This is a genomic window from Pseudoalteromonas sp. bablab_jr011, assembly GCF_016464045.1.
Taxonomy (GTDB): Bacteria; Pseudomonadota; Gammaproteobacteria; order Enterobacterales; family Alteromonadaceae; genus Pseudoalteromonas; species Pseudoalteromonas lipolytica.
Window position 1 is genome coordinate 1 of record NZ_JACDWU010000293.1, and the last position, 23,165, is coordinate 23,165.

Genomic DNA, 23,165 nt, shown 5'->3' on the forward strand with positions numbered 1-23,165 from the left:
GACTTGGAATACATTTTTTGCCAAATCAATTGATAATGTGCTAATTTTCATGACGGACGTTCCCTTTTAACTGAGTGTGAGTTAACCAGTTTGGCGCATTGACGCCGTTTAGGGGAGCGTCCATCTCATCACCCACCATTTTATTACAAGACAATAAAGTGAAAATGGTAACCGGTTCACCGGGCGGCACCACCATTATTAGTTCAGTGTATGAATCAATCTTAAATGCGGTAGAGTTTAATATGTCTGCTGAGCAAGTCGTAAATAGCCCGCGATTTCATCATCAACTGTGGCCTAAAAACGTGATAAGACACCATAAAGGGCTTGAGCCAAAGGTTATTAAAGCGCTTGAAAAAATGGGCTACAAACTTGATGAGCGTCACTTTGGTGATATGCATGTGATCATCAATAAAGATGGCAAGCTCGATGCCGCATCTGAAGAATCTGGTCGTGGTAAAGCGATGGTATTTGATACCCTTAATTCGTCTAATTAAGTGAGCAATTTTTAACGCAGGTAGCGACCCGTTTAATCCCTCAAAATAATGAAAAAAGGCACCAAAGGTGCCTTTTTTCAGTGTGTGATTTTTATTAACCAATAGCAGGGATTACACCAGCCATCTGTAAACCTTGGGCGCTAATGATTAGCACACCAAATAAAGCCGCCAGTACTAAACCAACATTACCCCCTTTTACTTGGTAACCTGTTTCAGGTTGGCTTCGGCGTTGTTTGTAAACCATGGCGACAGGCAAAAATACGGCCAGAATAACCAAAGCAATCGCAGCGTAGCCAAGGGCCATAATAAAACCTTGTGGGTAAAATAATGCAAAACCAAGGGGCGGTACAAAGGTAATTAATGCCGTTTTAATACGGTCTTTACTGCCATCACCTTTTTTAAAGGCATCAGCAAAAAAATCAAATAAACCCAAGCTCACACCTAAAAATGACGTGGCGAGTGCTAAATCTGCGAAAACATTGACCGCAGTCGCAACATGAGGGTTATGTGCAATACTTGCTACACTGCTAACAAAGCCAGATAAACCTTGGCTTTGCATTAAGTCATTTTGGCTCATTATGCCTTGGCTCAACAGTTGCCAAAAAATGTAAATGACGAGTGGTAATGCGGCACCTGCCACCATGACTTTTCGTAAAGTCTTAATGTCGAGACCCACATATTTAACAATCGATGGAATGGAGCCATGAAAGCCAAAAGATGTAAATACCACCGGAATAGCTGAAAGAATTAAACCTTGTTCAATAGGCATTTCGAGTAGGTGCTGGCCATGCACATACGGTGTGAGCATATAAAATAAGCTTGCCAGTACGCACACTTTAATTGTGAAAAGCACTCTATTAAGCTTATCAACCTTACTTGTGCCCAGTGTTACTACGGTACCAATGACCACGGCTAAAATAACGGAGCCAACTTGGGGGGCCAGCGAGAGTGACAAGCCATTATTTAGCTTTTCTTGCAACTGTGCACCACCGCCTGCTATGTATGCGGCGCATAGGGCATAGAACAAGAACATAACTGAAAAGTTAGCCACCCATTGCCCTCGCTTGCCCAACCAAGATTTAGCCAAGGTGTTGAGTGTCGCGTCTCTGTCTGCATATTGATGAAGCTCTAACATTAATAGAGCCGTGTAAGTCATTAAAAACCAAATTAATAAAATGAGTGACAGCGCGGTGGTGAACCCAAGCCCCGCAGAGGCGATGGGCAATGCCAGCATCCCTGCTCCTATGGTGGTGCCAGCAACAATTAACATGCTACCTATTGTTTTATTTTTAAGCACTTTTTGACCCTTAAACTTCGTGAGAGGCATGCAAGATATAACTTGTTTAATAAAACTTAAATAGTTTTGTTATAAATCAAAGAAACTTATTGTAACTTATGATTTACAAGCACGGTTAGGCGCGTAAATATTAGGCTTAATTTTATTCTACATTGTCGTAATTTTGAGTTGACAAAATAATCATATAGGCAGATTCTTAACGCTCTTCTACTTACTTTTTTATGATGATGATGCAGCTAAATAAACGACCAAATAATCGCAGTATGCGTCTGGCAACGCCAGCCGTGTGGTCAGTTATGTGCTGCGGTTAATTAAGTAAGTTTTACTAACCGCGTTCAAAGCGGTTGGCCATTCTTTGTTTTTTTCCTCCGCTTTTTTCGCCTTATTAAAGGAATAAGCTTGTGCCAGTTAAAGCCTCATATTTTTTAATGGTGGTGATTTGGTCTACAACCCCTCTAGGTATTGTTTGGAGTAGTGAAACCGTTGCGCCCACATTGGCAGTCTTGTTAAGAATGCTGGTGGGTCTTGTGCTTGCTGCATTGGTGGTTGCTATCGCTAATATCCGAGTGCCTTGGCATCGTCGCGCCTTATTCTTATATGCATACTCGAGTATCGGCATATTTGGGGGCATGCTACTGAGCTATATGGCCGCCAAAACAGTGCCTTCTGGCTTAATATCGTTAATGTTTGGTTTAGCACCTATTTTATCGGGATTACTGGCGCATAAAATTTTAAATGAGCCAAAATTCAGCACACTAAAACTCGCTTCACTTGGGTGTGCACTAATCGGTCTTTTTTTAGTAAGCCAGCGTCATATTCAAGGTGGGGTAGAGCAGCTAAGTGGGTTGCTGTATGTATTTATGGCGGTGTGTTTTTTCAGCCTAAGCGGGGTGATGATCAAACGTGTTCAAATCGCTATTCACCCAATGGCGACGACATTCGGTGCTTTAGTCTTTGTAACGCCTTTATTTTTTATAACCTGGTTATTAGTTGATGGTCAACTCAATAGCGAGCTTTGGAGCGTAAAGTCGCTTTACTCGATTGTGTACTTAGGAGTGTTTGGATCGTTAATCGGTGCATTGGCGTATTTTCATGTTTTGCAAAAACTGAATGCCAGCACGGTAGCCTTGACCACCTTAATTACACCAAGTTTTGCTATTGCAATTGGCGGCATATTTAATAATGAGCCGATTGATCAAGCACTGATTGTTGGCGCAACTGTCATTATGATTAGCTTGGCGTTTTTTCAATTTGGTGACAAGTGGCTTAAGCGCTTTAAACGCGTTAAGCCAATTAAAATGAATTAGCAGTGTAGTCGCCGTATAGCGGCGACTACATTTTTGCAATTTGAATAACCAAGCGACGGTTTGTATTTCGCCCTAAAATATTGTCATTAGTGGCAACATGGCGTTTTTCACCAAACCCTTCGGTATCCACTTTATTTTCATCGATGCCTAAGCTTACAATATACTCTTTGATTGCTTTAGCCCGCTTTTTAGAAAGCTCAAGGTTATTCCAACGACCACCGTAGCTATCGGTATAAGATGAAATTGAAATAGCAGAAATACTGGTGTCATATTTGAGGTATTCGGCTATTTTATCTAAGCGTTTTTGAGATGATTTTGTCAGCTTACTGGAGTTAGGTTCATAGTTCATTACCGTGAATGAGATATCTTCAAAGCTGTAAGGCAGCATGGCATCTCGGCATTGTAAAAAAGCCCAATAGGCTTGTTTAAAATTAACACTCGACAAGCCTACGGCAATTTTATCGGCACGGTTTTGCCAATCTTGGTAATAAAAAGTAGGCTGATAGCCTTTTTCGAGCTCTGTCAGCATTTCCCAAGCCGTTTTATTGCCCAGCTCACCGTCAAATTTACGTAATAATTTCATATTCGCAATATCGCGTGCTGGTAGGCCTGCACGCCAACTGGGCGGCACAGCTTTTAAACCAGCAATACTGTAATTTTCTGGACGTACAACCATGTCGAGATTAAAGTTGACGTCTTTATTCTTGCTGGCAGAAGTGCTAAAAATGGCTTCGCCATAAAAAGGAACTTCATGATTTAATTGGCATTCTAAGCGCGATGTTTTAACCATTTGCCAATTTGAAGTATCTGCGGTAGCAGTGTATTCGCGCATGGCACTGCTTGCATGCGTGGCTGCAAACGTTGTTAAAAGGCCGAGGCTTAAAGAAAGTAATGAAAGCTTCATCACAGTAAATCTCCAACAAATCATCAATGCCAAATAATTGGCAAGTTTTATAGCAAGCAGTCCAAAACTGCCTGACAGCGTGTTAGCTCATTAAGTTAAAGCAATTATTGTGCCTAAAAACCCTGTAAGAATCTGTGATTTAATCGCTTTTGCTCTAGCAGAGCAGCTGTGGTTTTTGACATAATAGCCAGCTTACACTGGCAAACCAAGAAGACTATGGAAAATACTGAACAAACTCTTTTCGCAAAACGCTTTCGTGGCTTTTTCCCCGTGGTTATTGATGTTGAAACGGCAGGGTTTAATAAAGACACTGATGCGTTACTTGAAATCGCTGCTTCTGTTTTAAAAATGGATGACGATGGAGTGTTAAGCATTGACCATACGGTGCATTTTCATGTTGAGCCATTTGAAGGCGCAAATATAGAGCAGGCCGCGATTGATTTTAATGGCATAGACCCATTTTCGGCGTTACGCGGTGCGGTGCCTGAAGAAGAGGCCATTAAAGAAATCTGTAAAGCCGTACGTAAAGCACAAAAAGCGGCAGGTTGTCAGCGCTCAGTGGTGGTTGCGCATAATGCGGCTTTTGATCATGGCTTTTTAAATGCGGCGATAGAGCGTTGTAAAATTAAACGCACACCGTTTCATCCGTTCGTGAGTTTTGATACGACCTCTCTAGCGGGGCTTGCGTTGGGGCAAACTGTATTAGCGAAAGCCTGTCGTGCAGCGGGTATTGAGTTTGATAATAAACAAGCCCACTCAGCGCTCTATGATACAGAGCGCACAGCAGAATTATTCTGTCTAATTGTTAATCGTTGGCAACAACTAGGCGGATGGCCATTGCCAGAGCAAGCTGAAGAGAATGAAAAGCCAGACTCAGCCGCTAAAACGACTGAGTAATTTTCCCTTCGAAGTATCGCACTAAGTGGGGAGGGTAAATACGTGAAAAATGTTTACTCTCTTGTGCTATTTTCAGCTCAACGCCCGGATGCATTAACTCATTCACTTTTAAGCGACTGGTTGCCAACAAACGCGCAATCTTTTGCTTAACAAGGTATTTCTTTTTCTTAGTGCTTGCGGTTTTAATTTTTATTTGTTGTTCACTGGCCGTTATTTTATTGATGTAATGCGCACGTTGAGCTGCATTGGTTATTTTATTCGCTTTTTTTCGAGCTTGTTGTAAGGCGGCTGCTTTACTGGCAAGCAGCTTTTCAAAGTCATTGATTTGTTGTTGCTTTTGTCTTAAATCATGCCAGTACTGCGCTATAAAGACACGGGTTTTAGTGCCTGATGGCGCACCTAGCTCACCGGTTTCGATACGCATTGCATCTAAAATATTCCCGCCAATAATTTTGCCGCGAGGGTTATTCGCTTTACCGACACGAATTAGACGACGTGCACTTAAATCACAGTGCAGAGCTTGACGCTCTATAAACAGATCTTGCTCACTTTTAATATGGCAAAACTGTGCATACCCAACCGAAATAGTGCGTGTTGCGCTTATATTGCATGTAAAGTGATCTTCATTTTCACGGTGCCGGCCAATGGCCCCGAGCATAATAGTGACTTCGCTTTTACTTTCGATTGTTGCTGATTCAACAAATCCCAGTACTGTAATATCACCTGTAGCTTTAACGCACATACCATCTTTAACATCGCCACTAATGATAACACTGCCATCAAACTCAACATGGCCCGTACTGATATCAACATGATGAAAACACAACACATCGTCTACGCGCATACCGCGGGGCAGTGCAACGGGCACCCCTTTGGTGTCGGCAATGAGTAAATTACTGTTCATCGGATCAAGGCGGGTCCCTTCAAAGGGTTCTAGGGGGTAATCTTTACCTGCTTGCGCGGGTAAAGTATCGCCAAATACAGTAAAGCCATTTTCACCCGCAGTTGCAGGAATACGTTGCATAAGTGGCGCACCGGGCTTAACCGTGATAATCGCGCCCAAGTTTCGCATATCAACTTTGCCACCCGATGTGGCTTGTGGGCTAAGAACGCGATCTTGTGCTGTTGAACATAATCGGACAAACCGTGCATCGTTCCCATCTTTTGGGTTACGGCCATGCGCAACAATAGCACTGTAGTGCGCACCAGCAGGTTGTTTAAACTGCTGACCTAAAAAAGTATCAAGCGCAGAGTGACTTATGCCGCTCTTAACTCCCGCAGCAGATAGCGCTGCTTGTGCATCATCCATACTCACAACTTTGCCACCACGTGCTGTTGTCAGGCTCGCTTCTGCAATCATATTTTTTTCATCAACGGTGATTTCAATATGTGCATCAACGGCTTTTGCAACAACCAATGATTGATTTTGATATTGACTGCTAGGTGTAAAAAGTTTGCCAATATTGGCATCAACAAGTTCACAGTCTGCGTAAGACGATTGCTCAATTAACTCAATGAGTTGTGAACTCGTTATGGGAAAGCCAGCATCGCGCGGATGCTCACACAAGGATACATATCCACTTTGCTCATCGAACAAAAACATCGACATCAAGTAAGTCCTGTAAAAGAGGCCTGTTATTATTATTTTTTCGTTGCTACAGGATTGTTTTAAGAAGAGGTAACAACGTATCCCATTTCAGCACAACTTTTGTATGATGTTAAGAACTTGTATGCTTAATATGTGAAAATTCGTATAAAAACTGACTTTTCCTGTTTGGTTTTTCAGCACTCAAAGGGGTTATGCCAAAATAACCTGATTAATGCCTTGAGTATAAAGGGTTTACTCAGTTATACTTCACATACACTCTGAATGAGATACCAAATTCAGGGGCTGATTAGGATTCGACGGAATTCAAGACGCCCGAGGTGCATGTCGAGGTGCGGTTGGCCTCGTAAAAAAGCCGCAATTTAAAGTAATCGCAAACGACGATAACTACTCTCTAGCAGCTTAGGCTGGCTAGCGCTCCTTCCATGTATTCTTGTGGACTGGATTTTGGAGTGTCACCCTTACACATGATCGCGACGGAAACCCTGGCCGGGGTTGAAGCGTTAAAACTAAGCGGCCTCGCCTTTGCAGATCGTGTTCGTCCGAGCTGTAAAGGTTAACTAAAAGACGATACTAAGCATGTAGTACCAAAGGTCGAGGCTTTTCGGACGGGGGTTCAAATCCCCCCAGCTCCACCACTTTAAAACCCACCAAGCCCCCACTACACGGGGCTTGGAAGGGGTTTTCACTACTACTCACCCACTAGCAACACACAACAAACCACAATTTTACTGCACACCGCATATCTAAAGGGCTTCAGAGCATTTTATGCATTTTGTTGTTCATCAAAAATAAGCCAAAATACACGATTAATACACGAAAAAATCGCCACATTTAGTGTTTACTACTAGGCTAAAGTCTCTTTATTTGCTGGTGATAAACATGAATTCCAAAGATAAAAAAGCGATTGTTATGTTACTCGATAATATTGAATTACGATCCAAACATACTATTGCAGAGCTTCAACTGCTCGTTAGACAAATTGACTCAATTAAAGAACTAATTCACCGTAATGATGTTCAGCAACCGAACTATGAACAAATAAAAGAGCTAGTACAGAATGAAACTCCTTCACCTCGACCAACAAGTCCAAACGATCTGATAAGACGCGAAGAAGTTATAACTATGACTGGCCTATCACGTTCAACTATATACACTCTTATGAAAAACTCTGAATTTCCATTAAGCATAGAACGTTCTGTAGCATGGCGACGTGGTGACATTCAAAACTGGATAATCAATAAAATCGCTTCTAAGAATGAACGAGTAAACAAATAGCCAAAAACCAATGGTGCTTTCTAAATGCAGTGGCATAGTTATAATTTATGTTGTGAATCAAATTAATAAGGAATGTTTGTGATAAAAGTAATTGCGATAGTTTTTCTGATAATCCTTGGAGTTAGTTTATTAGATTATGGAGTGATAGGTTGGATAATTGGGATTTTGTTAATCAGCGCAGGCATCAACATAATGGGGAAAATTAAACCATAAATATTCTTAGTTGGTGCTTGGAAAGTTGATTGCTTTAAGCAAACCTGTTTGCTGCATATTAGAATCCAAACCTGAGAATGTATTAGTTCAGACAAGATCTGACACTTCGATTTGAAAAATTGAGAGTTACCCGTTTTGATTAAGGTGCCGAATCTTTAAATCAAAACAAACTAAGAGGTAACTCTCATGCTTCATACTTACAATCCAATCATCAAACACAAAGCAGGTTTACTTAATCTCGCTGAAGAACTTGGTAACGTATACAAAGCTTGCAAAGTAATGAGAACATCCTGAGATACATTTTATCATTATAAAGAACTTGTTGATGAAGGCGGGCTAGACACACTTATTGATAAAAGTCGTAGAGGCGATAATCTAAAAAATCGTGTCGATGAAAAACTGAAAAGTCAGTAATGGCTTACGCCATTGAGTTTCCAGTTCACGGCCAAGCTCGAACAAGTAACGAATTGCGTAAGCAAGGAGTGTTTGTCTCTGCCAGTGGGGTACGTTCAATTTGGTTGCGTCACGAATTGGAAAACTTTAAAAAGTGATTGAAGGCGTTAGAGAAAAAAGTCGCTGGTCGAATTTACCAGCAGACATTTGTCGATACGTACAGCAAAGTGGCTTTTGCTAAGCTCTACACAACCAAAACGCCGATTCCCGCGGTTGACATACTTAACGACAAGGTTCTGCCTTACTTCGAACAACATGAGCTGCCTATGCTACGTATACTCACGGATATAGGCACTGAATATTGCGGTAAGGTTGAACATCATGATTATCAACTTTACTTAGCCATTAATGATATCGATCATACAAAGACAAATGCAATGTCACCTCAGACAAATGGTATATGCGAACGTTTTCACAAAACGATATTGCAAGAGTTTTATCAAGTGACGTTTCGTATGAAGCTATATAATTCACTAGATGAGTTACAAATGGATCTGGACGAGTGGATAAAATACTACAATAATGATCGAACTCATCAGGGCAAAATCTGCTGTTGTAGAACACCACTAGAAACATTACTTGATGGTGGCCAGAAAAGAACTTAGCTCAAACCTAAATTGACAGTCACCGTTTGAAAACGGGTAACTGTCAGATCAAGTCTGAGCTAGTACACCTAATTTAGTTAAAACCTGATGTTTTTTAATGCTAAAGGGTCAAAATCACTATCCGTGTGATTATACAGTTGCTCTGGGAAAAAAGCTCTTTGTAACATACCGGACTGATAGTAAGAATCGGAGCCTTCCGTTTTAGCATACACCTCTCCAAAAGTGATTATCTTGGCTAATTGAAATTTGAAAAAACTTTTGTCAGAAATAATGAGTGAAGACTTAAATGACTTTTCTTTGTAGTCGAAAGACAAATAAACTTCATAAATGCTTCTTTCAAAATGGTCATCTCTATATAGCTTTTTCTTCCCTTTATACTCTTTGCTAATAACTATATTTGTAATATCGTTATTAGACTCTAAAACATTCAATAAACCATCATCCATGTCAATATCTAAATTATCAAAAGCGTCTTCCAACTCTGCTACATGTGATTCAAATACTCTTTGTTCATGAGGAGTGGATATTGTTGCTTTACCGATCGACTCTAGAAGGTCTGACAGCGATAATTCTTCAACGGTTTCTTCAGCAGAATTAGCAAATAAATAGATAGGTGTAAAGCCAATAACACCTAATAAGTATATACCAATCATGAAAGAAATTAGATTTTTCATTTAGTTTGTCCCTTTAAATTACAGTTCCCATCCTAATATAGAATTCTAAATTAGATTCAAAGTATTATCAATGTACCAGCCAACTATACGTCGAGAACCATAATAGGAAAAATTTTCACTGCTTGAGGCTAGTTATTCCTGAGAACAAATATTTCCTAAGGAGAAACTATGAACACTGAATCGAATGTTATTGAGCTTTTTGGTCATCGCCCACCAATATGCAATGATGAGGACTTTCTCACTCTATTGGACAATGGTGTAGATAAGATAGTCTATGTGCGTAACTATGTTTGTTCGCAAGAGTTTATTGTGGCAAGTAATAGTATTGTTGGCGGAATTAAAGCCAGTTACCAACGTGTTTGTGACAGCCAACTTCCATGTGCTACGACAATTCAAACATGACATTCGCCAATACATATTAGAATCTGGGCAGCTCAGTCATTTTTACTACCTATTCGGTAGCAGTATGACCGACTTCTTTGATTCTTTATAATTACTAGCCAGCAACAGTGTTGCTGGCTCTTTTTGTTCACTATATACAATCGTTCAAAAACAATGAACATAACAGTTTATTGAACAAACTTCTTGCTTTATGTTCAATTTATATTATTGTTCAATATTAATGAACAAAATTATTTATTGAACACAATGTTAGAACAAGAATTAATTCACAAAACTATCAAAAATTTAAACCAGCAAACTGGTTTAGGTATCGATTGTCGTGTTTTTGAAAACGGAAATATCGATGGTGAGTTGGTATTGCCTAATGTAAAACAACGATTGCAAGTCGAATGCAAGAAGTGGCTAAACAAGGCTAACATACAAAAGTACCTTGCAGAATTAACATTAAAAAACGTGATCACTGATGTTATATTAATTACTGAGTATATCAATCCAAATCAGGCTACTCGGTTAAAAGATCATAAAGTACCTTTCATAGATTTAGCTGGAAATGCGTATATCAACACCCCTCCTGTTTATATCGATATTCAAGGTAAAAAGCTGGAAAAGCCGACTCAAGAAATAACTTTGGCAAAACAACTAGGAAAAGCATTTCAACCTAAAGGTATGAAGGTGGTGTTTATGTTGTTAGCTCATCCTGAATTATTGAAAGAACCGATGCGCACCATTGCTGAGACAGCAGAAGTTGCTCTCGGAACCGTTAAGCAAGTGATCGATGATTTACTTTATCAAGGGTTTATTATTCAAAAAAATACTCGTAACAATAAGGGAGCTATCAAGGAAATGATCAATCCACAGGATTTACTCGACAAATGGTTAGACGCATACCCTACAACCGTTGAAGCTAAACTAAATAAAGAAGTTTACACCACTGACAACTTAGAGTTATTAAGGTCTTTAGACCTCACCGACATTAATGCTTTGTGGGGCGGCGAATATGCAGTTGAACTATGCGACAACTACCTAAACGCAAAAGACTATCTGCTATATGTTCAGCCAGAGCATAAAAATCAAATTTTGAAAACTGCTAGGCTGCGTAAAGCTAAAACTAACGAAATTCTAAATAAAACTACTGCAAGAGTAATTCTAGCTGAACCACCTTTAGGGATCAAAAAGATAGAAGGTAAACAAGATAATGTGGCACATCCATACTTTATTTATGCAAACCTACTCGCTAGCCTAGAGCCGAGGAATATTGATGCTGCAAGGAGGTTTTATGAAAACCACATCGCTTAATGTTGTTGGTAAGCTACCAGAGGGACTAGTAGAGCTTTATCAAATTATTTCACATCATACTGAAGCTCTAGATATCCCATACTTAGTTGTTGGTGCAACAGCCAGAGACATCATTTTACATCACGGTTTTGGAGCGGCTATTGAGCGCGGTACACGTGATGTAGATTTTGGTATTCAAGTTCAAAGCTGGGAGCAGTTTGAACAGCTGAAAACAGCGTTAATTGAGAATGGTTTTACTCCCCATAAAACGAAACCTCATCAATTAATTACGACGGTTTCTAATGGACAAAATTGGGAAGTTGATATTATCCCATTTGGTGAGATTGCCAATGATGAAAGTACAATTGCATGGCCGCCACAGCATGATATAGAAATGTCAGTTACAGGGTTCAAAGAAGCATTTGATCATAGCCTAAATGTGACTATTTCAGATGACCCTGCTTTAGAAATTAAAGTCGCATCACCTGCCGGAATGTTGCTTCTAAAACTCATCTCTTGGTTAGAACGAGAACATAGTATTCGCCAAAAAGACGCGATGGATATTTACTATCTAACCAAGCATTACTCAAAAATACCGGAAATAGTTGATTCACTATATAGCGATAATTATATGGAAGCTCAAGATTTTGATGAACATAAAGCAGGAGCAATGAAGTTGGCCGATGATGCCAAGGATATTGCCAGCGAAGAAAGTCTTGTATTTATAAATGAGAGGCTATTCGCCGTTGAAGCTAAACTGGACAATCTACTATTAGATATTAGCCGCAATATAAAAATAGAATACTCTGAAGCTCAAGATTTGATAGAAGTGATCAAACAACAATTAGACCAGTGAGCGTAAATGTTTAAGTAAGATTTGATTTAATCTTAAGACTCTAAAACCATAATATGAGAGAACCTAATCGGTATTATTGAAAAGTGTGTACGATTAATTGTGATAAGGTTGGTTTGGGTAAAACGGGATAATGCAAAATACCTAAAAATGGAACTGCACAGCGAATGCACGAGCCACTTGCTAGCCCTTTAAAGTAAGATGTTGGACGGGGGTTCAAATCCCCCCAGCTCCACCAAACATAAAAGGCCGCTCTCAGAGCGGCCTTTTTTATTGCCTAAAATACACCCCTTATTCATTGAGTCTGAAGGGGTTATTCACATTAAATCACACAACCAACTGAACGGCATCGATGATGGGTTTGTTTTCAACATCAATCGTTTCGATGATGTGTTTATGAAGGCGCTTTTTATGTTCGGCAAATATAGGGCGTTTTTTATCGAACTGGCTGGCAAATTCGAATGCGGTATTAAACAAGCTTTCGCTGTCGGGGCAGGCTTGTTCGATGACGTGGTCTGCAACAAGCTCGCTTGCAGTAACCCGGCGTCCTGTCAATTTCATTTCGTTAAAGCGGTAATAGGGCATCGATTTTTTTACAAATTCAATCATGCCTGGTAAAAACGGAATCGATAAATCAACTTCAGGAAAACAGAAAAAGCCGCGGTTACTTTGCATAAATCTAAAATCGCAGGCGCACGCTAAAATAGCCCCATTACCAAATGCATGGCCATTAATAGCGGCAATAACTGGCATTGGGTAAAGTAACAAACGCTTAAATACGGCATCCATAGCGTGCATAAAACCACTTACTTCTTCATATTTTTGTGCTTTTAAAGCGGGCATTAGCCAGTCGGTGTCTATACCTAAACTCCACGATTTTTCATCACTTGAGGTAATAATCAGTGCTTTGTGTTCTGAGTTCGCTTCAATGTCATTAAGGCAATTTAAAAATGCTTCTGCAAACGTGGGATTATGGCGGTTTTCACCTGCGGTCATTGTGAGAATAGCAACACTGCCTTGTGTGCTTACGTTTATGGGGGTCATGGTGTGCCTTTATCGTTTTCTTTTGTTATAGATATAGTTATATACCATCAGTTGCACAAAATAAACCTCTAGTCCGACCAGTTTGAGTGCTGAGGAGGTTCTCCGCTTTTAGTCGAAATGCAGTTTCAAACAGTCGCTAATACTATCTTGCCATGGTAATTTTAGTCTAAACACTCTATTTAAAGCGCGATAATGGAACTGGTAAGTTGGGATTTCTTTAGTGGGGGGTTGTTAAGCCCGATCAGCACAATTATCTTAATTATATTGGCAGGTTTTACCTCGATGGTGTCTGCTGCATTTGGTGCTGGTGGCGGATTAATGTTGTTAGTCATTATGGCGTCAATGATGCCTATGAGTGTGGTGATCCCTGTGCACGGCTTAGTGCAGCTGGGCTCTAACGCGAACCGCTTTTTATATACTTTTAAGCATATCGATGGCGCTATGTTTTTATATTTCTCGTTGGGAGGAATCTTTGGTGCACTGGTAGCGTCAACTATCGTCACCGCTATTCCGCTTGAGTTAATGAAAATAGTGGTGGCAGCTTTTGTGCTCTATTTGCTTTGGGGTGTGACACCTAAGATCAGAGAAACATCAACGCTTTGGCGCATTTTAGCAGGGCTTTGGACCTCGTTTATTTCGATGTTTGTGGGTGCCAGTGGGCCGCTGGTTGGTAGTTGTTTGTATGTAAATAACTACAATAAGCTGCAATTTACCGCGACATTTTCGAGTTGTATGACGGTGCAGCATACTTTAAAGGCTATTTTGTATGGTGCTGTCGGGTTTGCATTTTGGCAGTGGTTGCCGCTTGTAATGTCGATGATTATGAGTGGTGCAATAGGCACTTGGCTGGGTTTGAAGCTATTGCACCGTATCTCATCAGATAAATTTAAACAGATTTTTCGTTTAGTACTGACGTTACTTTCCCTGCAACTTGCGTGGCAGGGAATCTATTTTGTGTTTGCTTAGTTACCTGCTAATAGCTCGTCGAGTGGTTTGTCACCATTAAATAACTCGAATAGTTGCGATTTATCAGGTTTATGACTGGCGATATAAACCAGTGCATCAGCAACATCTTCTCGGTTTATCACGGCATCTTGGCGTGTTGCAGGACGATTTATGGTGAATAATCCAGACGCCGATTCGTTAAGGAGTGTGCCTGGTCTTACTATGCTGTAATGTAAGCCACTGTGTAGTAGATGCTCATCGGCCATGTGCTTAGCCACTAAATAAGGTTTGATGCTGCTTTCAATGCCATCGGGATCATCAGCGCCAATGGAGCTTACCATGATAAAGTGCTCAACCTGTGCATCAACTGCATAGTTAATTGCTTTTACCGCAGCCCATAAATCAATGAGCAAGGTTTTATCGGCACCGGTTGCACCACCAGAGCCGGCACTAAAAATAACTTGCTGTACCCCTGTAAGTGCGCGACTAAAATCATTTTCTAGATCCTGCTCAACAATGCTCAGGTTTGGGTGCTCAATATCAGTCAATTTGCTTTTATCACGTACTAATGCCACGACTTCATGCTCTTGAGCGAGCATTTTTTGGGTGGTCATTTTACCTATTTGTCCGCTTGCACCTATGATTAGGGTTTTCATACCAAACTCCTTCCAGTTGCGTTAACTTTTACGTGTAACTTACTACTTTGGGGTGTGATCTTAATTTTAAAGGGACAAATTAAACTAATTTGTAATCGGCTTGAAAAAGAAGGGGACTTTTTAGCCCCCTGTCTTTTTAGATTTTATTACGAATTAGGTCGCGAATAATAAAGCGAGCAGGGTGAATTGCTTGGCTAACACGTTCGCTAAAAGGTCTGGGTTCATTGTTTAAGCAGGCGACCAAGTGTTCGGCACACAGTGGCGCACTGCACAGACCTCTTGCCCCAAACCCTGTAAGCACATGCAAGCCTTGTTGAGGTTTTGCTAAGGGCTGATATTGGTAACGTTTTCCGAGTCTTAAATTCGCAAAGGCATTGACATAATCGTCTTGCTCAGCCCACTCGCCAGCCATTGGTAGGTGATCAATAAAGCTGCATCTTACTGCTGCTTTGGCTGCGGTAATTTCGCCTAATGATGTGGCAAAGTCACTGTCTTTATAGAAGCTAAGCAGTTGTTCTCGGTTTGTTTGGTTATCTTGCTCTTTCACTTCGCGGCTTTTTGAGTTTTTCTCAAATGTTGCCCCCATGCAGTGATGCTCTTGAAACTCAGGGGTAAAATATCCTTTATGACACAGCACCGTTTTTAATTGTTTGGATTGCTCACTTGCCTCAACATGCGATACCTGACCACGCACACCCACAACGGGCAATGCCTGGGTTTGTTTAAATTGGTCGCTATGCTCGCCCGCACATATTATTACATCGCTAAATGGACCAAATTGCTGTGTTTTTGTATGTAACACCCAACCTGATTCTGTTTTTTCAAGTTGTTCAATATGGCAGTTAAAATGGGTTTTAATTGGATTGAGTGAGTATGCCTTATTAAAGAGGGCGGTCACTAAGGCAGGCGGGTTTACCCAGCCACCTTGTTCAAAGAATACGCCAGAGTAGCCTGTGTTTACTCCCGCAATATCATCGCCTTCAGTCGCACTGACATTGCGCATTAATTCAGTTGGCCAAAGCGCTTTGTCGGCTAAATTTTGGTGTTTATCAGCCAAGCCCTGTTTTACTGCGTGTTGCAATACACCACACCATTGGTGAGGGTAGTCGAAGCCGTCATCGAGTAATTGTTGATATAGGCGTTTTGCGTATAAAAAGCTATGCGCAAACATTTCGCTGTGCGGTGAGTTCTTAGCTTGCAGGTGCGGGTAAACAGCGCCCTGAACATTGTGTGAGGCCCCCATAGCAAGTGCGTCATCTTGGCAAAAAAGTGTCGTTGTAATGTCTCTTTTTGCTAAAGAGTACATCACACTACTACTGGCGATGCCGCCACCGATAACAGCAACGTTATTTAATGTACTTGCATGATGAGAAAAATACGCAGGGTCAGATTGCTGCTCTGTGGGTGTTGTTAAGGTGCCAATCAGCATTTCACGTTTTTTGCCGTAGCCTTTGGCTTTGGCCATAGCGAAACCGGCTTCAATTAAACCGCGTCTAACAAATCCTGCAGCTGTGAACGTAGCTAGGGTGGCATGTTCGCGTGAAATTGCACGCATCTTATTAAACACACTTTGCTGCCACATATCGGGGTTTTTACTCGGCGCGAAACCGTCTAAGTACCATGCATCAACAACGCCTTCACATGGATAACTCATGGCATCAATGCTGTCTTGTACGTCACCAAAATAAAGGTCGAGTACGACTCGCCCGTCGGCAAATTCTAATCTGTGGCAGCCAGCAAGGTTAATGGGGTATTGAGCAATTAACTGGGCACTAAATGTGTGTAAGCTAGGCCACGCTTTTAGTGCATGGGCAAGGTCATCACGTTTAATTGGAAATTTTTCGAATGAGATAAAATGCAAGCGGCTAACCGAGCTATTGTCACTTTTATTTACACTAAGGTCGTGTTGATTTTGAACTTCTTGCTTGTCATGCTGCCTATCAAGGTGAGCAGCAAATTGCTGCCAGGTATTTAAAAAGTTAAGCCCTGTACCAAAACCCGTCTCGGCAATAACAAAATGCGCGCGGTCATGATTTTGTAATCGTTGCGAGATATTGTTTTGTTGATAAAACACATAATGCGATTCAGCTAAGCCATCGTCATTGGAGAAGTAAACATCGTCAAACTGATCGGCGACGGGTGTACCAAGGTGATTAAAATGTATATTTGCGTTTTTGATCATGGTTTAACTAAATAACTACAACTTTTTTTCATTATTTTACGTGTTTTCTTTGAAATAGTCTGGCGTTATTTATAAGCTACACATTCAGAGTACATGTGTACGCTAGAAAGCTGACCACTTAACGTGTATTTTCAGCGTAAAATAGAACACAATTTAGTATAGAGCTAAGGTAATTACCCATGAGAAGAGCCGTTATTACGGGCATCGGTGTTGTTTCAAGCATCGGTAACAACAAAGAAGAAGTATTAGAATCATTAAAACAAGGCCGTAGTGGTATCGCGTTCAACCAAGAGTTTGCTGATTACAACCTACGTAGCAACGTTTCAGGCAAAATCGATATTGATGTTAAAGAATTTGTTGATCGTAAAGCGATGCGTTTTATGGGCGATGCAGCAGCATATGCTTATATTTCAATGGCACAAGCAATTGAAGATGCAGGCCTTAATGAAGAGCAAGTTTCAAACGAACGCACTGGTTTATTAGTGGGTTCGGGTGGTGGTTCATCTAAATGGCAAGTTGAAGCGGCTGACATTCTGCGTGAAAAAGGCGTGAAGCGTGTAGGTCCATACATGGTACCGCGCACGATGGCGAGCACCACGTCGGCATGTCTTGCAACACCATTCAAAATTAAAGGTGTTAACTACTCAATTAGTTCTGCTTGTGCAACATCTGCACACTGTATTGGTCATGCGGTTGAGCAAATTCAACTTGGCAAGCAAGATGTGATCTTTGCGGGTGGTGGTGAAGAGCTTCACTGGACACTGGCGATGGAATTCGATGCAATGGGCGCATTGTCGACTAAATATAACGAAACTCCTGAGAAAGCATCGCGCACTTACGATGCAAACCGTGACGGTTTTGTTATCTCTGGTGGTGGCGGTATCGTTGTCGTTGAAGAGCTTGAGCATGCACTTGCTCGTGGCGCACACATCTACGCTGAAATCACAGGGTATGGTGCAACTTCTGACGGTTACGACATGGTAGCACCATCAGGTGAAGGTGCGGTACGTTGTATGAAGCAAGCAATGCAAGGCCTTGAAGGCGGGATTGATTACTTAAATACGCACGGTACTTCAACCCCAGTTGGTGATGTTAAAGAGCTTGGCGCAATTCAAGAAGTGTTTGGCGGTAACTCACCGATGATCAGTGCAACAAAAGCAATGACGGGTCACGCATTAGGTGCGGCAGGCGTTCACGAGGCTATTTTCTCGTTGTTAATGCTAGAGCACAACTTTGTTGCACCTTCTATCAATATTGATGAGTTAGATGAGCAAGCAGAAGGTCTAAACATTGTTACTGAGCGTAAAGACGTTGAACTGAATACAGTAATGTCTAACAGCTTTGGTTTCGGTGGCACAAACGCCACACTAGTAATGAGCAAATATAAAGGTTAAACCTCTCCAGTATTTGCCAAAGCCGAGCGTTTGCTCGGCTTTTTCGTTTCTAACTCCGCACTGTATTCTTTGCCTTTTATATTTATTAAGCGTGAGTCTGTATGAGCAGTTACGCTATCCGTATAGCTATATTTTCGTTACAATAGCGCCACTTTTCTGCTTCTCGGACACACAGATGAAAATTCTTGCAGATCAAAATATGCCATTGGTTGAGCAGTACTTTGCCGATTTTGGTGATGTTGAGCGATTTGATGGCCGTAACTTACAACCTGAGCAGTTGGCTGGGGTTGATATACTATTAACTCGATCAGTGACAAATGTTGATAACGCGTTATTAACTCAGGCAGATAAGTTGAAGTTTGTTGGTACGGCAACCATAGGTGTTGACCACATTGATACTGAACTACTGGCAGAGCGCAATATTGCATTTAGCAGTGCGCCGGGCTGTAATGCCGTTGCTGTAGCAGAATATGTTATTAGTAGTTTATATGCTTTATGCCAAGAAAATGCTGAGTCACTGCAAGGTAAAACCATTGGTATTGTTGGGGTAGGCAGCATTGGTAGTTGTCTGCGCGATAAGTTAAACCTACTGGGTATGAACGTATTGCTCTGCGATCCTCCTAAGCATGAGACGGGTGAATTGGTAGAACATACTGATTTTGATACCCTTCTTGACACTGCCGATATAATTACGTTTCACGTGCCGTTGGTGAAGCAGGGGCCGCATAAAACGTTGCATATGTTAAACAAACAACGTTTAGCGAAGCTTAAAGATGGCACGACGCTTATTAATGCAAGCCGTGGTGATGTTATCGATAATCAGGCTTTGCTAGAGTTATTTGAGCAAGGAGCGAAACTTGATTGCGTGCTTGATGTTTGGGAAAACGAGCCAAATATACTTACTCCGCTGCTTAATTATGTGCGTTTTGCGAGTGTGCACATTGCAGGCCATACCCTTGAAGGAAAAGCCCGTGGTACTCAAATGTTGTACCAAAAAGTGTGCGAACTTGAGGGTGTTGCAGCGCTGAAGTCGCTGGAAGATTTTTTACCTGAACCAATTAGCCATGCTGTCTCGCTCGGTGAAACCTTTACGTTAGATGACATAGGCCGCTTAGTACACCTTATTTACGATGTTCGTCGTGATGATGGCATCTTGCGTAGTAAGTTAAATCAAGAAGGGTTTGATAGCCTACGGAAAAATTACCCGCCACGACGTGAATTTAATACACTGTCGGTGGCTGCAAACAGTGCCTGTGAAGCCGCTTTAGCTGCACTGGGATTTAGAATTAACGAATAAAGTCAGTACTTTATTCATATGAGGAAAACACATGTCGCAAAAATTTAATGTTGCTGTCTTAGGCGCCACAGGTTTAGTGGGTCGTCAAATTATCGAAACTTTAGAAGATCGTAAATTTCCGGTTGGCGAGTTGTTCTTGCTTGCGAGTAGCCGCAGTGCGGGTGAGGAAATACAATTCCGTGGTGAATCGATTGAAGTACTCGACGTAGAAGGATTTGACTTTAGCCAGGCACACATAGGTTTATTTTCAGCTGGGGGAAATGTTTCTGAAAAGTACGTTCCCATTGCTGCAGACGCAGGGTGTGTGGTGATTGATAATACCTCGCATTTTCGCAATGACTTCGATGTACCATTAGTGATACCTGAAGTGAATGCATCGAGCTTAGCGGATTTTAGAAACCGCAATATCATTGCAAATCCTAACTGCTCAACTATTCAAATGTTGGTCGCGTTAAAGCCTATTTACGATGCATACGGTATTGACCGTATTAATGTATCGACTTATCAGGCTGTGTCGGGTGCGGGCAAAGAGGCCGTTGATGAACTTGCTAAGCAAACCGCTAACCTAATGAATGCGCGTCCAATGGATAATGCTGTTTTTTCTAAGCAGATTGCCTTTAATGTCATCCCACAAATCGATACTTTTGAAGACAACGGTTATACCCGTGAAGAAATGAAAATGGTGAACGAGACACAAAAAATCTTAGGTGACACGAGTGTCGTGGTAAACCCAACGTGTGTTCGTGTTCCGGTTTTCTTTGGTCACAGTGAAGCGATTAATATTGAGACACGTATGCCAGTTGATCTTGAGCATGTAAAACAGTTACTGAATGATGCACCCGGTGTAGAACTGATTGATGACTTGGGTGATTACCCAACAGCGGTATCTGATGCAAGTGGTAATGACACTGTGTATGTTGGTCGTTTACGTGCAGACATTTCTCATCCACACGGCTTAAACATGTGGGTAGTGAGTGACAACACGCGTAAAGGGGCTGCAACGAACAGTGTGCAAATCGCTGAAGAGCTAATTGCAAACTACCTTTAAATCTGATGATTTTGACTGAGTCATTCAGTAAAGAGAGCGGCTAATTGCCGCTTTTTTTATGTTTTCAGTGCCAAATTATTGCCGCATACGCTGTAAAAGCGTATAAACTTAACATAACAATAAAAAAGTCTCTCAGCCGCTAATATTTAAGCTATTTACTATCAACGTGTTGCAATAGATATTGCTCACCAACTGGTTTATAGTTTGCAGCTGGAATAGAGCTTGCAAGAAAGCATAATTAAGAATCAATTCTGCAAGAATTACTTGATGTTTAAGCAACCAACGTTGCTGCGTTAACATTTAAAACATAAAGGATCAGCATGCGCGGTTTAGCAACACTCTTCATATTAGCGTCTGCCTTGGTGGTAACACCGACTTACTCTGATGAAGGCTCCACTCTTAAAGGCCCTAAAGGCGTCGATTATGGTGCGCAGGGGCGATCAATTGGTCCGATAAAACCGACTGATACTCTGTGGCGTATTGCCGCTAAAATTCGACCTGATAACTCTGTAAGCATTTATCAGGTTATGCAAGCATTGTACGACAAAAACCCGTCATCGTTTTTAGATCAAAACCTGAATCACATGCGTGATGGCGCGTATCTTAAAATTCCGACTATTGCAGAAATGCGTGCTGTTAACCCGACCCTAGCGAAAGCCCGATCTGAGCAAGACGATGAGCTGTGGGAGAAAAAGAAAAATGGCACATTAACAGTCGCCGAAATAAACGAATCGCAAAAAAAGGTGACGCAAGCTCGTAAAGTCGATTTAGACGAAGCAAAGCAAGAGCTTAAACAAGAAATAAACACAATCAAAACTGAGCAAGGCACGCAGCTTGTTGAATTGCAAAAGCAATTTAAAACATCGGTCGATAATGTTGAAGAAATTCTTGCCGAAAATAATAAGTTAAAACAACAGCTAACAGGTATTTCGAAAGAGCTAGAAACGGTTCGTGACCAACTCGGACAAGACAGTGAAATTCAAAAGCAACTTAAAGAGTTAATTGCCAAACAGAATGAGATTATAGAGCAGCAAAAAGCAAAAAAGATTGAAGAGGACAGTGGGCTTAACGTGTCGTCAATTTTAAGCAACCCATTTGTTCTCGGTGCTTTAATGTTCATTCCTGCGTTACTTATTATTGCGGCTGTTGTGTTGTTTTTGAAAAAAAGAAATAACAACGCGCCAGAAGCCAGCGATGACGATGAGTTTCTACCACAAAGCCCAACTTACACTGAAAATGATGAGTTAGACCCTCTAGTCGATAATGATCCGCTTATTCCTGACCCCGTTGAAGATAACGATGATCTGAGTGTTCGCTTAGATGATGACTTAGACCAAGATATGCTGCCAGATGATGACATTATCTTTGATGATAGTTTTGACGACGATGACAGTGTTTTAAATCAAGATGAACTCGAAGGGCTTTTAAGTGACGATATTGTGTTTAATGATGAGTCAGAAGGCAGTGAAGATGATGATTTAGACGCATTTTTACAGCAAGATTTTGATCAATCTGATGACGACAGCTTAGGCGATGAAATTGATTTAGAAGGTGAACAATCACAAGTCGACTCTTCAGGCGATATTTTAAGTGCGGATGATATTGATGATCTATTCGCCAGCGACAACACCGATGATTCGCAAGACAGCAACAAAAACGATGATATGGCGGCATTAAGTGAAGAGCTTGCCGAAGACGATTTTGATATTGACAGCCTAATTGACGAGCAAAACAATAATACCAGCTCAGAGCAAAATGAAGACGTTAATTTAGATGACATTGACGACTTACTCGATGAAGAGGACGAGACCCCTGTAGGCACTATTGATGCTGAATTAATCGATGAAGATGACTTTGATATCGATAGCTTAATTGATGACGTGCAAACGGATGAGCAGCCAGCACACACATCGAACACAGTGGAAGAGGAATCGGTCGATGCTGACGATATTGATGCTTTATTAGATGAAGCGAGTGATGATGATGCGCTAGATGTTGATGACATTGACTCACTACTTGATGACGTTGCAATGGATGAAGCCGCAACAGAACAAACTCTCAGTGAAGAGCCTGAAGTTGATGACCAGCCTCAAACTGACGAACAGGTCGATGAAAACGAGCTAGTTGACGAAGATGAACTAGACGATTCACTCGATGTTGACGACATTGACTCACTCCTTGATGACGTTGCAACAGATGAAGCCTCAACTGATGAAGCTACGACTGAACAAACTCTCAGTGAAGAACCTGAAGAGGATGACCAGCCTCAAGTTGACGAGCTAGTTGATGAAAACGCGCTAGTTGACGAAGATGAACTAGACGATGCACTCGATGTTGATGA

At 41.3% G+C, this 23,165-nt stretch carries 18 protein-coding genes, 1 other RNA gene and 2 pseudogenes; 14 read left to right on the forward strand and 7 right to left on the reverse strand.

The features are described 5' to 3' along the window. Positions 1 to 80 precede the first annotated feature (80 nt). A pseudogene (locus JIG41_RS18030) lies at positions 81 to 494 on the forward strand (gamma-glutamyltransferase); the annotation flags it as partial. A 94-nt stretch (positions 495 to 588) separates the two neighbouring features. Here JIG41_RS18030 and JIG41_RS18035 read toward each other — a convergent pair. Continuing rightward, on the reverse strand, positions 589 to 1,791 hold the full coding sequence (locus JIG41_RS18035; protein ID WP_176714534.1) for an aromatic amino acid transport family protein: 1,203 nt from the start codon (positions 1,789 to 1,791) through the stop codon (positions 589 to 591). Between the two features lie 401 nt (positions 1,792 to 2,192). Here JIG41_RS18035 and JIG41_RS18040 point away from each other — a divergent pair, with 401 nt between their 5' ends. Beyond that, positions 2,193 to 3,098 carry a DMT family transporter gene (locus JIG41_RS18040; protein ID WP_199525198.1) on the forward strand — a complete coding sequence of 302 codons (906 nt, stop codon included), beginning with the start codon at positions 2,193 to 2,195 and terminating at the stop codon, positions 3,096 to 3,098. Between the two features lie 25 nt (positions 3,099 to 3,123). Here JIG41_RS18040 and JIG41_RS18045 read toward each other — a convergent pair whose 3' ends face one another. Next, positions 3,124 to 4,002, reverse strand: coding sequence for an OmpA family protein (locus tag JIG41_RS18045; RefSeq protein WP_036967246.1), 879 nt, complete (start codon positions 4,000 to 4,002; stop codon positions 3,124 to 3,126). Between the two features lie 216 nt (positions 4,003 to 4,218). Between JIG41_RS18045 and rnt the strand changes: the two genes are divergently transcribed. Further along, on the forward strand, positions 4,219 to 4,899 hold the full coding sequence (gene rnt, locus JIG41_RS18050; protein WP_036967250.1) for a ribonuclease T: 681 nt from the start codon (positions 4,219 to 4,221) through the stop codon (positions 4,897 to 4,899). Here rnt and JIG41_RS18055 read toward each other — a convergent pair. After that, positions 4,883 to 6,508: a FapA family protein gene (locus JIG41_RS18055; protein WP_196857300.1), complete on the reverse strand. Its 1,626-nt coding sequence runs from the start codon at positions 6,506 to 6,508 to the stop codon at positions 4,883 to 4,885. The genes rnt and JIG41_RS18055 overlap by 17 nt on opposite strands. A gap of 278 nt (positions 6,509 to 6,786) precedes the next feature. On the opposite strand from JIG41_RS18055, the gene ssrA reads away from it, so the two are divergent. The 3 genes and pseudogenes from ssrA to JIG41_RS18070 all read left to right on the forward strand — a co-directional run bounded on the left by ssrA (position 6,787) and on the right by JIG41_RS18070 (position 9,054). Further along, positions 6,787 to 7,143, forward strand: a transfer-messenger RNA (tmRNA) gene (ssrA, locus tag JIG41_RS18060). A 244-nt stretch (positions 7,144 to 7,387) separates the two neighbouring features. Beyond that, complete coding sequence (locus JIG41_RS18065; RefSeq protein ID WP_249406712.1) at positions 7,388 to 7,783, forward strand: AlpA family transcriptional regulator; 396 nt, start codon at positions 7,388 to 7,390, stop codon at positions 7,781 to 7,783. 399 nt (positions 7,784 to 8,182) lie between these two features. Beyond that, positions 8,183 to 9,054, forward strand: a pseudogene (locus JIG41_RS18070) (helix-turn-helix domain-containing protein). Between the two features lie 77 nt (positions 9,055 to 9,131). On the opposite strand, the gene JIG41_RS18075 reads toward JIG41_RS18070, so the two are convergent. Beyond that, positions 9,132 to 9,728, reverse strand: coding sequence for a hypothetical protein (locus tag JIG41_RS18075; protein WP_199525199.1), 597 nt, complete (start codon positions 9,726 to 9,728; stop codon positions 9,132 to 9,134). A gap of 168 nt (positions 9,729 to 9,896) precedes the next feature. On the opposite strand from JIG41_RS18075, the gene JIG41_RS18080 reads away from it, so the two are divergent. The 3 genes from JIG41_RS18080 (at position 9,897) to JIG41_RS18090 (ending at position 12,261) form a co-directional block, all read left to right on the forward strand. Continuing rightward, the gene (locus JIG41_RS18080; RefSeq protein ID WP_199525200.1) at positions 9,897 to 10,130 is read left to right on the forward strand and encodes a hypothetical protein; all 234 of its coding nucleotides are present in this window, start codon (positions 9,897 to 9,899) and stop codon (positions 10,128 to 10,130) included. A 246-nt stretch (positions 10,131 to 10,376) separates the two neighbouring features. Further along, positions 10,377 to 11,426, forward strand: a complete 1,050-nt coding sequence (locus tag JIG41_RS18085) for a type IV toxin-antitoxin system AbiEi family antitoxin (RefSeq protein WP_199525201.1) — start codon at positions 10,377 to 10,379, stop codon at positions 11,424 to 11,426. Next, positions 11,407 to 12,261: a nucleotidyl transferase AbiEii/AbiGii toxin family protein gene (locus tag JIG41_RS18090; protein ID WP_199525202.1), complete on the forward strand. Its 855-nt coding sequence runs from the start codon at positions 11,407 to 11,409 to the stop codon at positions 12,259 to 12,261. The genes JIG41_RS18085 and JIG41_RS18090 overlap by 20 nt, the downstream gene beginning before the upstream one ends. 324 nt (positions 12,262 to 12,585) lie before the next feature. Here JIG41_RS18090 and JIG41_RS18095 read toward each other — a convergent pair whose 3' ends face one another. Beyond that, complete coding sequence (locus JIG41_RS18095; protein WP_118844437.1) at positions 12,586 to 13,302, reverse strand: enoyl-CoA hydratase/isomerase family protein; 717 nt, start codon at positions 13,300 to 13,302, stop codon at positions 12,586 to 12,588. 192 nt (positions 13,303 to 13,494) lie between these two features. Between JIG41_RS18095 and JIG41_RS18100 the strand changes: the two genes are divergently transcribed. Then, on the forward strand, positions 13,495 to 14,268 hold the full coding sequence (locus tag JIG41_RS18100; RefSeq protein ID WP_065978089.1) for a sulfite exporter TauE/SafE family protein: 774 nt from the start codon (positions 13,495 to 13,497) through the stop codon (positions 14,266 to 14,268). On the opposite strand, the gene JIG41_RS18105 is transcribed toward JIG41_RS18100, so the two are convergent. Both JIG41_RS18105 and mnmC read right to left on the reverse strand, forming a co-directional pair. Continuing rightward, on the reverse strand, positions 14,265 to 14,903 hold the full coding sequence (locus JIG41_RS18105; protein WP_036967306.1) for an SDR family oxidoreductase: 639 nt from the start codon (positions 14,901 to 14,903) through the stop codon (positions 14,265 to 14,267). The genes JIG41_RS18100 and JIG41_RS18105 overlap by 4 nt on opposite strands. A gap of 136 nt (positions 14,904 to 15,039) precedes the next feature. Continuing rightward, on the reverse strand, positions 15,040 to 17,085 hold the full coding sequence (gene mnmC / locus JIG41_RS18110) for a bifunctional tRNA (5-methylaminomethyl-2-thiouridine)(34)-methyltransferase MnmD/FAD-dependent 5-carboxymethylaminomethyl-2-thiouridine(34) oxidoreductase MnmC (RefSeq protein WP_199525203.1): 2,046 nt from the start codon (positions 17,083 to 17,085) through the stop codon (positions 15,040 to 15,042). A 179-nt stretch (positions 17,086 to 17,264) separates the two neighbouring features. On the opposite strand from mnmC, the gene fabB reads away from it, so the two are divergent. From fabB to JIG41_RS18130, 4 genes are all read left to right on the forward strand, one after another. Continuing rightward, positions 17,265 to 18,479, forward strand: coding sequence for a beta-ketoacyl-ACP synthase I (gene fabB / locus JIG41_RS18115; RefSeq protein WP_036967312.1), 1,215 nt, complete (start codon positions 17,265 to 17,267; stop codon positions 18,477 to 18,479). A 175-nt stretch (positions 18,480 to 18,654) separates the two neighbouring features. Further along, positions 18,655 to 19,776 carry a 4-phosphoerythronate dehydrogenase gene (locus JIG41_RS18120; protein ID WP_036967315.1) on the forward strand — a complete coding sequence of 374 codons (1,122 nt, stop codon included), beginning with the start codon at positions 18,655 to 18,657 and terminating at the stop codon, positions 19,774 to 19,776. A gap of 31 nt (positions 19,777 to 19,807) precedes the next feature. Continuing rightward, complete coding sequence (locus JIG41_RS18125; protein ID WP_199525204.1) at positions 19,808 to 20,824, forward strand: aspartate-semialdehyde dehydrogenase; 1,017 nt, start codon at positions 19,808 to 19,810, stop codon at positions 20,822 to 20,824. A 320-nt stretch (positions 20,825 to 21,144) separates the two neighbouring features. Next, the coding region (locus JIG41_RS18130; RefSeq protein ID WP_283246088.1) for a FimV/HubP family polar landmark protein at positions 21,145 to 23,165 on the forward strand (2,021 nt) is incomplete at its 3' end.